General features: G+C 56.1%; 12 protein-coding genes. 3 read left to right on the top strand and 9 right to left on the bottom strand.

Annotated elements, in window-relative coordinates; all coding sequences use genetic code 11:
* Positions 1-178 precede the first annotated feature (178 nt).
* On the bottom strand, positions 179-1,984 hold the full coding sequence (locus tag M5R41_14295; protein ID MCZ7557564.1) for an alpha/beta fold hydrolase: 1,806 nt from the start codon (positions 1,982-1,984) through the stop codon (positions 179-181).
* A gap of 255 nt (positions 1,985-2,239) precedes the next feature.
* Between M5R41_14295 and M5R41_14290 the strand changes: the two genes are divergently transcribed.
* Together M5R41_14290 and M5R41_14285 are read left to right on the top strand one after the other, a co-directional pair.
* On the top strand, positions 2,240-4,372 hold the full coding sequence (locus M5R41_14290; protein ID MCZ7557563.1) for a S46 family peptidase: 2,133 nt from the start codon (positions 2,240-2,242) through the stop codon (positions 4,370-4,372).
* A gap of 22 nt (positions 4,373-4,394) precedes the next feature.
* Positions 4,395-5,192 carry an MBL fold metallo-hydrolase gene (locus tag M5R41_14285; GenBank protein MCZ7557562.1) on the top strand — a complete coding sequence of 266 codons (798 nt, stop codon included), beginning with the start codon at positions 4,395-4,397 and terminating at the stop codon, positions 5,190-5,192.
* A gap of 110 nt (positions 5,193-5,302) precedes the next feature.
* Here M5R41_14285 and M5R41_14280 read toward each other — a convergent pair whose 3' ends face one another.
* The 5 genes from M5R41_14280 to M5R41_14260 all read right to left on the bottom strand — a co-directional run bounded on the left by M5R41_14280 (position 5,303) and on the right by M5R41_14260 (position 10,930).
* The gene (locus tag M5R41_14280; protein ID MCZ7557561.1) at positions 5,303-5,839 is read right to left on the bottom strand and encodes a hypothetical protein; all 537 of its coding nucleotides are present in this window, start codon (positions 5,837-5,839) and stop codon (positions 5,303-5,305) included.
* Between the two features lie 72 nt (positions 5,840-5,911).
* Positions 5,912-6,511, bottom strand: coding sequence for a hypothetical protein (locus M5R41_14275; GenBank protein MCZ7557560.1), 600 nt, complete (start codon positions 6,509-6,511; stop codon positions 5,912-5,914).
* A 223-nt stretch (positions 6,512-6,734) separates the two neighbouring features.
* Positions 6,735-8,852 carry an insulinase family protein gene (locus tag M5R41_14270; GenBank protein ID MCZ7557559.1) on the bottom strand — a complete coding sequence of 706 codons (2,118 nt, stop codon included), beginning with the start codon at positions 8,850-8,852 and terminating at the stop codon, positions 6,735-6,737.
* A 31-nt stretch (positions 8,853-8,883) separates the two neighbouring features.
* The gene (locus tag M5R41_14265; protein ID MCZ7557558.1) at positions 8,884-10,212 is read right to left on the bottom strand and encodes an insulinase family protein; all 1,329 of its coding nucleotides are present in this window, start codon (positions 10,210-10,212) and stop codon (positions 8,884-8,886) included.
* 67 nt (positions 10,213-10,279) lie between these two features.
* Positions 10,280-10,930 (bottom strand): HAD family phosphatase, encoded by a 651-nt coding sequence (locus tag M5R41_14260; protein MCZ7557557.1) that lies wholly within the window; start codon positions 10,928-10,930, stop codon positions 10,280-10,282.
* Between the two features lie 366 nt (positions 10,931-11,296).
* Here M5R41_14260 and M5R41_14255 point away from each other — a divergent pair, with 366 nt between their 5' ends.
* The gene (locus M5R41_14255; GenBank protein ID MCZ7557556.1) at positions 11,297-11,560 is read left to right on the top strand and encodes a GIY-YIG nuclease family protein; all 264 of its coding nucleotides are present in this window, start codon (positions 11,297-11,299) and stop codon (positions 11,558-11,560) included.
* Between the two features lie 280 nt (positions 11,561-11,840).
* Here M5R41_14255 and M5R41_14250 read toward each other — a convergent pair whose 3' ends face one another.
* The 3 genes from M5R41_14250 to M5R41_14240 all read right to left on the bottom strand — a co-directional run bounded on the left by M5R41_14250 (position 11,841) and on the right by M5R41_14240 (position 14,825).
* Entirely contained in the window at positions 11,841-12,494 is a 654-nt protein-coding gene (locus M5R41_14250) for a methyltransferase domain-containing protein (protein MCZ7557555.1), read from the bottom strand.
* A complete protein-coding gene (locus M5R41_14245; GenBank protein MCZ7557554.1) occupies positions 12,482-13,339 on the bottom strand; it encodes a DUF3473 domain-containing protein in 858 nt (285 codons plus the stop codon). The genes M5R41_14250 and M5R41_14245 overlap by 13 nt, the downstream gene beginning before the upstream one ends.
* A 646-nt stretch (positions 13,340-13,985) precedes the next feature.
* Complete coding sequence (locus M5R41_14240; protein MCZ7557553.1) at positions 13,986-14,825, bottom strand: hypothetical protein; 840 nt, start codon at positions 14,823-14,825, stop codon at positions 13,986-13,988.
* Positions 14,826-15,061: the final 236 nt, after the last annotated feature.

Genomic DNA, 15,061 nt, shown 5'->3' with positions numbered 1-15,061 from the left:
GCCCCCACATGAGACTGCGCAAGCCCCCTCGACGGTAGTTGAGCTTCCCTTCGGCGGTGTCTGAGTGTCCCTTCGGCGGTGGCTGAGTGTCCCTTCGGCGGTAGCTGAGTGTCCCTTCGGCGGTAGCTTAGCGTAGCCGAAGCCACCGACGACAGATTCCAGCTTCGTATCGTATTGGTCAGCGCAGCAACATGATCTGCCGCGACTGCACCCCCGAAGCACTTTCCAGTCGGCAGAAATACATCCCCGAGGGCAGAGTGCCCGCGTCGAAGCGCAGTACGTGGCGACCCGGCTCCATTATTCCGTCGTGCAGCACAGCGACCTCGCGGCCGGCCGCGGAGTACACCCGAACACGAACATGTTGCGCGGAAGAAAGCTGCACGGGAAGGTAGGTGGTCGCGCTGAAGGGATTGGGATAATTCGCGGAAAGCGCGAAGCCGGTGACCGGAGCATCCGCTCCGACCGATACGGGCGCCGCCTCGATCGTATACAGGCGCAGCATGGAAGCTACGTCGCCTCCCCACCAGAGCGTGATGTCCGACGCCACTGTGGGAGCCACGACGATATTGCCGAAATTCATCGACAGGTCAGGTATCAGGGCTATGCCGCCGTGCACCTGCGCTTCAAGAACATGTCCTGCCCGAAGTGTGTGCAGCATGCGTGTCAGCTCGAATTGCAGCAACTGCGTCCCGCCGGTATTGCCGTCCACCTGCATGTGGCCGCGACCGATCGCTTGTCGCTCACCCGCCGGATCGAGATCGAAGAGCTGCACATTCACCTGATACGACACACCCGTGGCGGAGGCGTACATCGTCACGAGACCGCTGAAGGGCGCGATGGTTACGTCGCGCGTTTTGGGTTCGCTGCGGAATACCGCGAGCTGCGATCCCATGAAGGGTACGTAGTTGAGACTGCTATACCCCTGATTGACCGGTTTGTCCGTCATCAGTCCGCGGTTGCTGAAGTACAGTCGCAATTCCTCAACCTCCGGCCGCGACACATCCGGCGCCAGCCATAAACCCTCATCCGCCAGACGGAAAACGCGCCTCTCTCCCGTCGCTCCGTCAAAATGTACGACGGCGCTGTCGGGAGAGGCCACGCTCGCAACCGCGGCATCGTCCTTGAGCCACCAGGCCAACCAGCGTCTGGTCACATCCATGACGTAATTGTTCTGTCCCTTCTCCGCGGGCAAATCATGATCACCCGGATAGAGGATGAAACGCGAGGGTTCGGTCAGATTTGAGAATTGCCGAATGGCCGCATTTTGATTGAAAAAGATGTCGTGTCCCGCCACCATGATGGCTACAGGAATTTTCACTTCTGTTTCGAGCGCGGCCGTGGAGTACTGCGTCAGGAAGGAGCGCACATCGTCATATTTTCCCGAAGTCCTCGCCCGATTCAGCAGATCCTTGAGCGTCGGATCCATGTTGATGCCTGATGCCTGTCCCGCGTAGGAAAACATGAAATTCAGCGCATTGTTCTCCAACCAGTTGTCGGCGAAGCGACCGTTGGCGATAATGGACACGACCGTGCGTACCGGCATGTCGTATGCCGCCGCGAACCAGGCGTGCAGTCCGCCCTGCGACCCACCCACCACGGCGACGCGGGACGCATTGACCTGCGACTGCGTGGCCGTGTAGTCGATCATGGCGCGGAGGTCGCCGAGCAGTCTCTCCGAATTGAAAAAATCAAACACACCGCCCGAGCGCCCTTGTCCCCGCACGCTGTACCCGACGGTCACATAGCCGTCGGCGGCATAGTTCATCGCCAGCGAGCGTACGTCGTTTTTCGATCCGCCGAAACCGTGGACGAAGAGCACAGCGGGGTAACCGCCGGACGGAGCGGGGGACTCCGGTCTGCAGACGAATGCGTCCAGCGTCACCGCATCGGACATCGGCACGGTGGTCTCGGTAACGCTTTGCGCAATGGAGGGGATGGACGCGCAAAACAGCGCGACTGCGAAAAACAGGGAGAAGCGTCTCATAACAGGTTCACGTCAGGTGAAAGGTAATGCTCTTCCGGCGACACAATCACACGTCTGTTCGAGGCTGCCCTCTCCTGCTCTGTGCGTATCTACGCCGGGATGCTTGTGCTTTGAAAAAAATATAGCGAACGGGTATCAGAGAAAAAAATTGTAAATCGACAGCATACTCCGATATATCCGTACGGCTCTTTTCCGTATCTTTTCCTATACGACCTGCGGGTCGTCAGGTTTCGTTTATGTACCGAGGAGCAGCACATGATGATGCGACGTTTTTCTCTTGCCCTGATTCTTTCCGTTTCCGCTTTGCTCGCCGTCACACTCACGGCCGACGAGGGGATGTATCCGCTAAGCGAGATTTCCCGGCTCGATCTCAAAGCCAAAGGGCTCGAAATTGATATCAAGGAAATCTACAATCCCGACGGCGTCAGCCTAGTGGACGCCATCTGCCAGGTAGGCGGTGGTACCGGGGAATTCGTGTCGGCGGATGGACTCATTCTTACGAACCATCACATCGCCTTCTCGGGTGTGGCGGATGCGAGCACGCCGGAAAACGACTATTTGCGCGACGGCTTCACGGCCCGCACCCGCGCCGAAGAGCTTCCGGCCAAAGGCTACATCTGCCGCATCACGGAATCGTATCGCGACGTATCGGCGGAGGTGTTGAGCGTGGTAACCGCCGACATGGCACCGGACAAACGCAGCGACGCCATCATCAGCCAGATGCGCTCGTTGGCGAAAAAGGAAGAGGCCGGTCGCGAGAATATTTCCTGCGAGGTTTCCGAGATGTTTCCGGGCAAGAGCTATGTGCTCTTCACCTACCGCATCATCAAGGATGTGCGGTTGGTCTACGTGCCTCCGCAAAGCGTCGGCAACTATGGCGGTGAAATTGATAACTGGGTATGGCCGCGGCATACGGGTGATTTTTCTTTCCTGCGCGCCTACGTGGCCCCGGACGGAAAAACCGCCGATTACTCGAAGGACAACGTGCCCTTCAAACCGAAGCGTTTCATCAAGGTGGCACCCAAGGGTGTGAGTGAAGGGGATTTCGTGTTTATCCTCGGCTATCCCGGCCGCACCTATCGGCACAAGACCTCGCATTACATCGGCTTGTGGGAAAAAACCATCCTGCCCTTCCTCTCCAAACGCTACGATTACATGATCGAGACCATGGAATCCGCTTCACGCAATGATCGAGCGCTGCAACTGCGTTTCGCGGACAATATCAAGGGACTGGCCAACGCGACCAAGAATTACAAAGGAAAAATTCAGGGCTTGCGCCGCCTCGGTCTTGTCAACAAGCGCATTGCAGAGGAAACGGAATTGCAGCGTTTCGTGAACGCGGACAAGACACTGAAGGGCAAGTACGGAAACACGCTTGCGCAGATCGCCCAGGTGTACACCGACTACGAGCGCTTCGCCAAACAGGAGCTGACCCTGACCATGCTCGGCCGCAACGAGTACATGGCCATGCTCACGTCCGTGGTGAAACTACTCGAAAGCGAGCCCGACGCCGAAAAACGCGACCGGCTGCGCGACGCGATACAAAAGCATTACGGAGATATTCACAGAGGCACCGAAAGCCAGTTTCTCGCGACATTGATCCTTCAACTCAACACCCTCCCCGCCGACCAGCGGCCCGCCGCAGCGGCGGCCTTCGCTACGGCTGCTGTCGAGACCGAGGACGCAGCCATCGAGCGCCTACGTAAAGCGTTCGACGGCAGCGCAGCGGGCGACGTGCAGAAGCTACTCGCACTCATCGATCTGAATAAGGCCGCCATTGCCGCAAGCAAGGATCCCTTCATCGCGCTTGCCCGCGACGTCGCCGCCATCAACGAGGAAATAGTCAAGCGCCGCCGCGTGCGCGACGGCGAACTCAAGCGCCTCGAGGCCGAATACATCGACGCAAAAATGGCCTGGCAGCAGAAGGACTTCATCCCCGACGCCAACAGCACGCTGCGCCTGACCTACGGCTACATCCGCGGCTACGCGCCCGCCGATGCGACCTATCACTCGCCGCAAACCACTCTGCGCGGCCTGATCGACAAATACACCGGCGAGGAGCCCTTTGATCTGCCGCCGCAGCTTATCGCACTGTTCAACAACAAAAACTACGACAGGTCCCTCGAAGACGAGCTGCTCAAAGACGTTCCCGTGGCCATGCTGTACAATATGGATACCACCGGCGGCAATTCGGGCAGTCCGGTGTTGAATGCGCGCGGCGAGCTGGTGGGCGTGAATTTCGACCGCGCCTTCGAAGCCACGGTCAACGACTATCAGTGGAGCGAGGATTACAGCCGCTCCATCGGTGCCGATATCCGCTATGTGCTTTTTGTGGCCAAGTATCTCGGTGGTGCGGATTTTTTGCTGAAAGAACTCGGTGTCAATTAACTCCACACTCTGGAAGTCCGACATGGCCGGCGCATCGCCGGCCATGCACATTATTGTGCTGAATTCCGGCAGCAACGGCAACGCTGTCTATGTCGAATCCGCCGCCAGCGGTCGCGGAGTACTGCTCGACTGCGGCATCTCGCGCAGACAGGTGGAACTTCGTCTGAAGATTCACGGACGCACGCCGCAGCATATCGCCGGTATTTTCGTGACGCACGAGCATGCGGATCATGTACGCGGAATTCCCGTGGTGACAAAAATGTACCGCACCCCGGTGTATCTCACCGAAGAAACCTACCGCGGGATGTGGATGCACAAACCGCACAAGGGATTTCATTTCATCGATCCCGGTCACACTGTCACACTCGGCGACATCGAGGTACGGGCGTACAGCAAGCAGCACGACGCGCGGGACCCAGTGTACTTCGATGTGCGCATTTCCGGCAAGCGTTTTCTGTACGTCACCGATCTCGGCATACATAATCAGGAACTGGTATCCATGCTTCCAACGGTGGATGCCCTGTTGCTCGAAAGCAATTATGACGAACACATGCTCGACACCGGCGGCTATCCGGAGCATCTCAAGGCACGCATTCGTTCCGACCACGGGCATCTCTCGAATCGGCAGGCGATGGATCTCATCCGCACGCATTGCGACGGCCGCTTGCACACCCTGCTTCTGGGCCATCTCAGTGAAAACAACAACACGCCGGCGTTAGTCGAAAGCGAAATCACCTCGCTGCTCAACGAGCGCCCGGATTTCCGCCCCCGTGTGCATATCGCATCACGCTATGATGTGAGTGAGGTCCTGAGCGTGTAGACGAGATTCCCGGGCGCGCTTGAAGAAACCGAATGCACTCTTAGCGCGGTACTTCGCCGTCTTTCAACGGCATTTCCCGGGGACACCGCTCCGGCATTTCAAGCCGGGGTTCAGCGAATCCCGCTGCCGTCTATGAGCGCCATCATCTCTTCTCCCGGCATGAGATACTTCTTGCCGCCGGATTTTCCCCTTCCCACTGGCAACACATTGGCCAATCGGTTGAGCTCCGCGAAGGCGGTGCGATAATGATACTCGCTCGCGAGCTGCGCCTTGAGCTGCCATACAAATTCGTTCATCACACCGATGGTTCGCTTATCGTTGTTTGAACGGGCAAGGACAATCGGTCGCATCATTCGGTCGATCTTCATCGCCTCCGCCGGTCGAACGATATGTTCATAGAAGAGTTGCTCCATCATTCGGCGGAGAAAGGCGGTCTCGATATCCCGTAAATCCGCCTTCTTCACATCATGCATGAACACACAATACAAGGTGCGGTTGTTGACGAACACGAGTATTCTTGAACGACCGATGTGAAAGGTGTGTGCATTCCAATCACCGAGAGGTGATGGCTCGGCAGTTTCAACAGGGGTGAATCGCTCGCTTCCGAGAAACGCGGACAATTTGTGTGAGCAGAAAATCGTGGTCATGCGGATACTCTCTTGTTTGTTATTCTGCGAAGTGCTTGGGAAACACACCCCGTCCTAAGGAGAATCGACGCTCTACTTCTCCGATGCGTCCTTCTGTAACTCCACTAAAAAATACTCGCAGGAATTTTTATCGCAGCGGGTGATCTGCAGCTTGCCACCGGTGATGGCCGCCTTGATGGTGTGCGCGGAAACAATTTCGGCGTTGATCATGATCGCCACCGTGCCCCCGATGTTTTCTTCGGTGAAACGGCGCATTGTTTCAACATGCTCTTCGGAAAGCGAGATATTCAGCAGGGGCTTGCCGTCTTTGTCCTCGCCAGCCACCGGATCTGACGCGAGCACCAGAGGCACGTCGGGTTCGCGGCGGAGAATCATGTACACAGGCGGATCGTCTGGTTTCTCTTCGAGAAATTTGTAATCATTGACGAGCACGATCTCTTCGCGGCCGGCCTCGCGCAGGTCGGCGATGTCGATGCTCTGATCGAGGACGAGGTAGAGGCCGTTCATCGGCTTCCACACCTTCTGATTGCCACCGGACAAGCCGACGGATTGCGCGGAGACGGTTTGTACGAAGAACAGTAACGTGAGACTGAACAGTCCGACACAGCGGATGAATGATTTTACGGCCATACGGACAACGGGAGAGCTTGCGGTACGATTGATAATGGTCATGCGTCTATCCTTTCTGCTTCAGGAATGCTACGGTCAGATATGGAAAATACCCAAGCCGACATCCCGATTCAATGCTTCACGGCGACAGAACGGATTTGTGTCATCCGTGCGTCTTCCTGGGCGCCTCGTGTGTCCCGTCGGTAGCAACGGGCCTCTGCAACAGATATCCAAAAAAAAGACCCCGCCGTAAAGCGGGGCCTCGAAACGACGCAACACCTCGAGCTTACTGCACGGTCTTCTCGAACACGCTGTCGGGGATGTCGCTATTGTGTTTGTAGGAACGGACAGTCATTTTCATGGTCTGCGTTTCAGCTTCCGAAATCATGGAATGCGGAAGCATGATGCCATCCACCTCACGATAATCGCCGAGCTTCGTCACGCTGCTAACGGGGCCCTGCGGCGTATTGCGAACTTCGATTTTCCCGGTGAGAAGGAAGCTCGTCGCATCGATGATGATCTCGTCGCTGCCGTGTTTTTTCTTCATTTCCGCGACGTACACGGCGCGGCCGTCCATCTCCTTTTTCTCCTTCACGACGACGCTGTAGCCCAAATCCTTCCAACGCGCAAAGTCGTTGAACATCGCGCCTTCGAGGGCTTCGGTGAGTTCATCACCAGTCAGCTCGCGCAGCGGACCCATAGGCGCTTTCTCGACGGCTTTCACGCCATTGACCCAGCGCTCGGATTCCACAGTCTGCATCTGGCCGCCCATATCAACGGCAATGTGCATCTTTTGATGCGCTTTATTCGGAGCTTTCTCCGTGAGCGTCATGGTACCCGCTGCCTGCATCGGACCGAAGGAAAGATCGAGTTCCCCTTCGGTGACCCGGCTCTTGAGGGCAAGCAGCTTGTCCTTTCCACCCATGGCAGCCAGGGCCTTTTGCATCAGCGTTTCACCGTCGATATCCACCGCGAGCTGCTTCGCCGCCGTCACGGGATTCATGTCGGCATCGTACATCTTCACGGCACCGAAGGATTCGAGCGGCTTCGCGATCTGGCTGGCATCACCGACAGCCAGAAAGGCAATATTATCAGGCGTGAGGTACTTGCGTGCCAAACGCTGTACGTCGGCGGACGTCACTGCCATGATGTTGCTCACGTACTTTTTGTAGTAATCCTTCGGCAATCCGTAGAGATCAATGTTCTGCACCATGCTGGCGATAGAGGAGGGGTTTTCCAAACCCAGAAGGAAGCGGCCGGAGGCGTTTTGCTTGTGCATTTCCAATTCCTCGCTGCTCACCACCTCGTCGCGGATGCGGTTCATTTCATGCAGGATCTGCGTGAACGCCGAATCGGTGGCGCTGCGCCGCACGCTGGCCTCGGCGGACCATACACCAGCCGTTTTTCGCGATTCGAAGCTGCTGTAGGCACCGTAAGTGAAGCTGTACGTCTCGCGCAGATTCTGGAAAAGACGACCGCTGAATCCGCCGCCGATGATGGAGTTCATGATGCTCAACGGCAGATAATCCGGGTCGCTGCGGCGAACTCCGGTAACCATGGCGTTGATCGCTGTTTGCGTCTGCGTGCTGCCGAGATCCACAAGATGCACACCGCGTCCGGCAATACGTTCCGGGGCCGGGAAATTTGCCCTTGGAGGAGTGCCCTTGCTCCAGGCATCGAAGTGCTTTTTCAGGATCGGAAGTATCTCATTCGGCGTAACATCACCCACAACGGCGATGGATGCGTTGTTGGGAATGAAATACTGCTTGTGAAAGGCAACGAGATGTTCACGCGTGATGGCTTCCACATCCTTCTCGATGCCGAAGCGGGCATAAGGATGTACGTTGTAGCCTACAGTGATCGCGAGTCGTTGCATTACTTCGTCAGGATTTTTCTTCACCGTTTTCAGTCCGGACAGGGCCTGCTTCTTTTCCTTGTCCAACTCCTCCTGCGGGAAGGTGGGATTGTACAAGGCGTCGGTCATCAGATCGAGCAACTTGTCCATGTGCTTCTTGAGGCCGGAGCCACTCAACGACATCTGGTCGTCAGCCGAACCCGCACCGACACTGAGGCCGAGAAAATCCGCTTCGGATGCGAATTGCAGCGCGGTACGCTTTTTCGTACCTGAAGTGAGCAGCGAAGTGGTAAAATTCGCTACGCCACTGTGCTCTCCATCAAACTCCGCACCTGATCTGATAAGCAGCCGGAAGCTCACCAGCGGTTGCGCTTTATTGGTCACGACAAAGACCTTGAGGCCGTTGTCGAGCATGGTTTCATAGAATTCCGGGAAAGAGGCCTTGGGCGCAGGACCGGGAGCGGGCTTTTTACTGCGGTCCACCTGCGCGAACGCCTGTCCTGCAAGCAACAGAATCAGGGCGACGATAAACATGCGTGTGTGCTTCATTGTACTTTTCCTCTGTCTGCGTGGTTGGACATCAGCTCTGTTTTTCGGGGACGACGTATTTCACCACATTGCGCCGCTCGGGCCGCAGGTAGGTGTTGGCAACGCGTTTGATGTCGTCACGCGTGACGTTCATGTACATTTCGATTTCCTTGTTCACGAGCGCGGTATTGCCGTAGAACAGCGAGTAGGACGCGAGGTTGCGCAGTTTGCCGTCGAGCGACATGAAGCTGCGTGTAAACGACGCCTCTTTGGCATTGCGCACTTTCTGGAATTCCTCCTGCGTTATGCCATCTTTCTTGATCCGCGCGATTTCTTCGTTGATCGCCTTCTCGACTTGCTCGAATGTTACACCGGAATTCGCAATGCAGTAAAACGCGAACAGCCCGGCCTTTTCCAATGGGACGTTGAAGCTGGCGGCCTGTAATGCGAGCTGATCCTTGTCCACCAGCCGCTGATACAAGCGTGAGCTTTTCCCGCTGGACAACACATCACCCATGAGCTCGAGTGCGTAGGCGTCTTTGTGTTGGAAATCCACGGAGAGATAGGTCTGAATATAGGCCGGAAGGGGAGTCATCTCCTCTTCGATAAGCACGGTGCGGGGCTCGGTCTGCGGAGGGAAGGTGACGGTGACCCTGGGGGGTTCGGTGCCCGAAGGAATGGAGCCGAAATACTGTTCGATCCATTTTTTCGTCTGCGCGACATCGAGATCCCCGCCAACAACGAGGCAGGCGTTGTTCGGCAGATAGTATTTGTCGTGGAAGGCAAGGAATTCCTCGATGGAGGCACGGTTGATGTCTTCGGGAACACCGATCGGGGTCCATTCATACTGCGTACCCTTGAACGTGGTCTTGACGATGTTGTCCCACAGTGTTCCGTAGGGACGGCCCTCGTAGCGCTGTTTCAGCTCTTCTTTCACAACGCCGCGCTGCGTTTCCACACCGGTTTCATTGACAACCAGATTCATCATGCGCTCGGATTCTATCCACAGAGCCAGCTCGAGCTGGTTGATGGGGACCTTGAAAAAGTAATCCGTCTGATCGAACGAGGTTGATGCATTCAGTACGCCACCGGCTGCGGTGATCATTTTGTCGATCTGACCCCGGTTGATGTTTTTGGTCCCCTCGAACATGAGATGTTCGAAAAAGTGCGCGAATCCCGTCCGACCGGTCACCTCATCCTTGGAACCGACGCGGTAGAGGCAGTACGTCATCGCGGTGGGAGCGGTACGATCGACATGGAGAATGACGGTGAGGCCATTCTTCAGTGTGTACTCTTCGTACGAAATGGGTTTGAAGTCCTGCGCGCGTAAAGGGAGAACAAAGGCGACAAGCAGGAGCAAATACATGAGGCGTGTCTTCATACGATAACCTCTCGTGATGGTAACATGTGTGCTGTATTTGAAATCAGTTCATTTGTCTTGATTGCATTCATCGGTTCGGAAGGAGGAACGGGAGGTCCAGAAGTTCGCGGATCTCATGGATGACCATATCCGCGAGCGTCAGGTATTCGCGCCCCAGCGTGGTTTCCACCGCAACGCAGGTCATGCCCGCGTTCTTGGCCGATTCGATGCCGAGAGGTGCGTTTTCCACCACCACGCATTGCTCCGGCGTGAGGCCGAGGTGATGCATGGGGGCAAGGTACGGATCGGGATTGGGTTTTGCTCGGTGGACTTCGTCGCCCGTAATGAGAAAGTCGAACAACTCCCGATGCTGCTTCGGGAGCGCCGTCTCCATGTTCTTCAGCGACGATGCCGTCACCAGGGCGGTGTGAAAACCCCGCGTACGCAACGCGGCGATAACATCGAACACATGCGGAAAATACGTCACCTTGACGATGGAGCGGTAATACTCGCGCTTGCGGTCGATGAAGCTCTCGCGCTCCTCTTCCGGAATTGAAACGCCGGCTTCCTCGATGAATCGCGGCAAAATCTCACGCGACGCCCGCCCTTCATGTATCAGCACGGAATGTTCGGAAATGCTGCCGCCTAGATCGTTGAACATCTTTTCCCAGGCGAGATAATGGAAATGCAACGTATCGGCAATAACGCCGTCGAGATCAAAAAAAACCGCCTGAATCATGCAGCCGCAGTGAACGAGTGGGAGTGCGTGATGCGACAGAATGCCGCAATCCTTTAAGATACGAAGAAGCACCGGAAAAAGTTACGGGGAGAGAGACCTTTGCCTGGTGCATGGACTCGAAATTTTCCATCGTTGCGGTGTTGTCTTTTGCAAATCCACCAGTTTCACTCTATATTTTACATCTCTGCTTTTTTGCGGAGATAATCGGAGAGGTGCAGGAGTGGCTGAACTGTCAGCCAGAGGCTGACTGGAAAGCGTGTGTACGTGAAAGCGTACCGTGGGTTCGAATCCCACCTTCTCCGCGACACTGAAAAACCCCGGTTCCCGGGGTTTTTCCTCTTCATTCACACCAGACGGGAGCTGGTCATGTTCTACACATATGTGCTTTGGAGCGCTGTTCTACGCAAGCGCTACATCGGGTCGACGAGCGATCTTCTTCATCGGCTTGAGCAACACAATAACGGGTTCAGCACCTTCACCAAACGCGGTATTCCGTGGATTCTGATTTTCTCAGAACAGTATCCTACACGTCGGGAAGCAGAACAACGCGAGCGGCAATTGAAATCCGGACACGGACGCGCCTGGCTTGACCAGACGTTTCCACAATATCGTTCTGCAGGTGGTGGCTGAACTGTCAGCCAGAGGCTGACTGGAAAGCGTGTGTACGTGAAAGCGTACCGTGGGTTCGAATCCCACCTTCTCCGCGACACTGAAAAACCCCGGTTCCCGGGGTTTTTCTTCTGCGTTCATAGCAGATTCGCAGAAATGTACTTCGCGGTTGATTTGTCACGACGAAGTTGCCAGGGTGTAACTCCGGATCCCCCACGTGTAGATCATTCAATTATGCACTGGGCTATGTCGCCGGAGCACCGTAGAGCAACCGACACCCGTGCTTCCGAAGCGTGCTGTATCAGACTTTGGCGACCACAAAGTACAGCTTCCCCAGACGCTGCACACGGACGGGGGTGAGACCGGCGTCCGTGAGAGCGGCAGTGACCGATCGCTTCGTGTAAAAATACACCGGACACCCGCGCATCGTGAGACGGGCCTTTCTCAAAGGCGCACGCCAGGTCATCAAGCGCGGGAAAGTGGCTATAACGCTGTCTGTCGTATGTTCGCGCATGCCGCGCAGCGTCGGCACCGCATCTTCGATATAGTCGAAAAGTCCAATGCCGAAACTCACGTCAAATTTCTCCGTCGGAGAAAGGTCCTGAATCACTCCGTGAACAAACGAAACATTGGTTAATCCGAGCTGCCTGGCGCGCTCCTCGCAGGTCTCCACCATTTTGTCGGCAACGTCCACTCCGACGACCCGCTGCGCACCGCGGCGTGCCAGCTCGAGCGCGTACAGCCCCGTGCCGCAGCCGAGGTCGAGAAAGCTCCGCGCCGTCACCGGCTCGCAGGCCTTCAGCGTTTCGGTATAGCGCTGGTACATATCCTTGCGGAAGATGGTATCGAGGATGTTGGAGACCGTACCCTTTTTATGGGTATAGATCGCATCAAATGCCGGAAGTTCTTGATTCCAATAATCTCTCTGGACATCATCGTTGTTCATCGCAGACATGGGAGCTCCTGTATCGAGGTGAAATGAAAATCCGACAACAGACGCCGAAGCCGGTCCTCGGTCCGGTGCAGATTGTGATAGTGACGCACGCGTTTCTGCAAGGAAATCGCGACGCGGGGTTGACCGGGATCGAACTCCCAGGGATGCATGTACAGATTCAGCAGTCGTCCCTCCCGACGCACGCTGTGCAGCAGTCCCCGCATCAGCGTGAATGGCAGCAGGCGCATGTAGGCTCCACCCGCGCATGGGACGCGCAAAGACGCCAGTCGTGCCACCGTCAGTGGAATTTCCATCAGCGTCTCTCCGATGCGCCAGGGCTCCAGTGGCGCGTCGGGTATGCCGTATAATGGATGTCCGCGCATGGGGAATACGGAGGAACTGTAGCGAAGCCCACGACTCTCAAGGATGGGAATGACCCACGTGGTGTCTTTACGCAAGGTGAATGACGGTGCGCGGTAGCCGAGGACGTCAACACCGAGTTGTCGCCCGTGGACCTCCAGTGCCGCGTCAAGATCCCGCGCGAATTCGTCCGGCGTCATTTCCGTCAACGCATAATGACCATACCCATGCGTGCCGACCTCGTGACCCCGACGATGAATTTCCGCGGCGAGTCCTGGAGTGCGCTCCATCACCCACCCCAGCATGAAAAAGGTTGCCCGCGCCTGTCGCGCATCCATGATATCGAGGAGGCGCACGGTGCTGGCCTCCGCGCGTCGTTCATATTCCTCCCATTCCTTGCGCAACAGCGGCGGAGAAAGATTGTGGGCGCAGAACCATTCTTCCACGTCCACTGACAGCGTGCCGTCAATCGCTCGTTGTGATCCCGACTCCTCCATGCGCTCCATAGTAATATCCGTGATGTTTTTCCGCTATATCTGGAAAATACCATAAACATCAGAAGATAAATAATCCCGTCTGTTCTACCCTCCACCTTCCCCTGCCGGTAGTGATACACCGGCTTCTGCGTCAGCAGGCTCGTTCAACCGATACGGGAGGGACAAATGATGGCACCTTCCTCTTCCTTGATTGCCGGTATGGAACAGCTGCTGAAGCACCGCCCGCCCCGGCCAAAGGCACTGTCCGGACTTCAATGGCCATCAGTAGAAAAACCCGTGGTTGATACTTTTCATCAACCGGCGAGGTATCAACCCGCATTCCTGTCATTGGAACTCTGAGCAGATTCCGGTTGTGTGCATCAGCTTCCAGAATCCGGCGAAGCACGTACAACCAGGACTTCACGAACTCATCACCGACCGGATCAGCAAGGTCTGAGCGGCAGAGATCAGTGCTGTTGCGGCACAGAACCGCACTCACTCAGCGGCGCGCGATGCAGGTCCGTGGTCATCTGCTCTCAGATTTCCTCCCTACGAAAAGCCCCCAAGTTATGTGACCCAGTATCGTTGATTAATCGATTGCGGATGGTACCACTATTACGGAATGCAGTCCGCCGTGTGCCTCAGGGAGTTTGTGCTCACCTCATGTATGCTGCGGCTAAACGTCCCAATGATCATAGGAGCTGACTCTTGTCCAAATGCCGTCGGATTTTCGGCAGAGTATCGTTTCACCGGAGTAGCAGGCCCAGTTCATGACAACGACGGCCTCGGTCATATCACCATTGAGGAGAATGGTGCCTATGATCGGAAGCGTGGATAAGGGATAATGCTCACCTCCATGCGAAAAACAAACAGAGAAGTACGAATTCAACCAGTCGAATCTGCGTTGGAGGTCCGGGGTCCTCTCGTTCGTCGCTGATATGTTCCGTCGACCGTTGATGAAGGCATTGACCGCCTCATAGCGCGCGGGATCAAAGCGCAGCACCGTAGACGAGACGTCCAATTGCGGAGCTATGTGTTGATACTGAAGTTCGTAATACCGTATGCGTGAACGCAGGCGGGAGTCGCCCCGGCGGCCGGAAAGCACCTGCCAGAGCGCTGTATCCGTTATCACCGCATATCTGATGCTGTCACGCAGTACAACATAGGGCTTGAGCTTTGACTGAAACGGACGTTTGCGTCCGGTTTTAGGATCAGGGTAATAGCGAGCTTTGAAAATATCGGAGAAGACCTGCTCACAGATTCCTGCATCTGTCGGCAAACGCGAGGTGTCGGGTTTCGTGAGCTCGGACCAGTTGTCGAGCAGCATTCGCATCCGCGACACAGCCCGTGCCGAATCAATCGGGATATTGTCATAGATGGACCACAAGGAGTCGAGGTAGACCTGTGCGTTTCGGATTGAGGCCGAATCCAGATCACCCGGCTTCGCGCATACCTGAGCCGGCAACACGCTGAACAGCACGACCAACACGATCAGGCGCATGAACAATCGTGACAACTGAACCTCCGCTATGATTCGTCAGGAAAATATGCAGGCAAAGTAGCGTGGAAATCGGGCAAAACAAACGATGACGGTGGTATGGGTTTCGCAAAACAGGGAGCGGAGCGGCGAAGTTCTGGAGTGACGGATCTGTCAACGCCCGCCTTCCGGGGCGGCTGATTTTTCAACTGCTGCCATAAACAAAATGCCCGGTATTACCCGGGCATGTCGAAGGGAAGGTGAGATTCCGCCGG

The organism is Bacteroidia bacterium (assembly GCA_027493955.1).
In the GTDB taxonomy this organism is placed as follows: domain Bacteria; phylum Bacteroidota; class Ignavibacteria; order SZUA-365; family SZUA-365; genus JAOSJT01.
Note: the sequence above shows the minus strand (reverse complement) of the source record. Positions and strands in the feature narration are given on the sequence as shown.